A 1,054-nucleotide genomic window follows, 5' to 3' on the forward strand; every position below is an offset into this window, starting at 1 on the left:
TGAAGGGCGACGCCCGTGTCTCGGCAGACGGCCGGGTCGAGGTCGACCTCGCGACCCGCGAACCGGGGCGCACGACCGTCGGCATCCGCCATCAGGGCGGCAGCGAGATCGCCTGGTGCACGGTCACCGTGATCGCCGACACGGGTCGGCTGCAGGCACAGGTCGACGCGGCGAACACCCTCGACAGCACGGCCTACACGTCGGCCAGCTGGAAGCCGCTGCTGCCCGCGCTCGAGGCGGGCAAGGACGTGCTCGCCGCGCCCGGGTCCGCGCAGGGTCAGGTGGATGCGGCGGCCGACGCTCTCGCGGCGGCACTCGCCGGGCTCATCCGACTCGATGCCGCTCCGAGCGCGCCGCGCGATGTCGTCGCGACCGCTTCCGGCGACCGGGTGAACGTGCAGTGGACGGTGCCCGAGAACGTGGGCGGATCGCCCATCATCGCGTACGAGGTCGCCGTGGGCGACCGTGTCGTGCAGGCCGAAGGGGCCGTGCTCACGGCAGCCGTCACCGGGCTCGCCGCCGGCGAGTACGCCGTGACGGTGCGGGCGCAGAACGCGGGCGGGTGGTCCGTGCCCTCCGCCGCGATCGTCGTCGTGGTCGATCCCGAGGTGGTGACCCCGAGCGTGACGGTCGAAGGCTCGCCGAAGGTCGGTGGACGCATCGACGTCAGCGGCGTCGGATTCCAGCCGGGGATCGAGTACACCGTCCAGCTGCGTTCCACTCCGGCCGATCTCGGGACCGTGACCGCCGAGACGGATGGCAGCTTCGCCTTCCGCGGAGTCGTGCCCGAAGATGTCGAGGCCGGCGCGCATACGCTCGTCGTGATGCACGACGGGGCGGACATCGCCTCGACCCCGGTGCGGATCATCGCCGCCGCCGGCCCGGGTGCGCCGGGCGGGCCGGGCGACGGCGGAACCGACGGATCCGGCGCGCTCCCCGCCACCGGAGGCGACCTCGCCTGGCTGCCGTGGACGCTCGCCATGGCGCTGCTGCTGCTGCTCTCGGGCGCTGTAGCGATGAAGGCGCGACGGCAGCCCCGCGACTGAACCGCGGC

The 1,054-nt window shown here is 73.6% G+C and carries 1 protein-coding gene; it reads left to right on the forward strand.

Annotation, left to right across the window (positions count from 1 at the left end):
* Positions 1–1,046, forward strand: a 1,046-nt coding sequence (locus ACNPM4_RS00380; protein WP_448984311.1) for a fibronectin type III domain-containing protein, incomplete at its 5' end; no start/stop codon positions are given.
* Positions 1,047–1,054: the final 8 nt, after the last annotated feature.

The organism is Microbacterium umsixpiens (assembly GCF_053543675.1).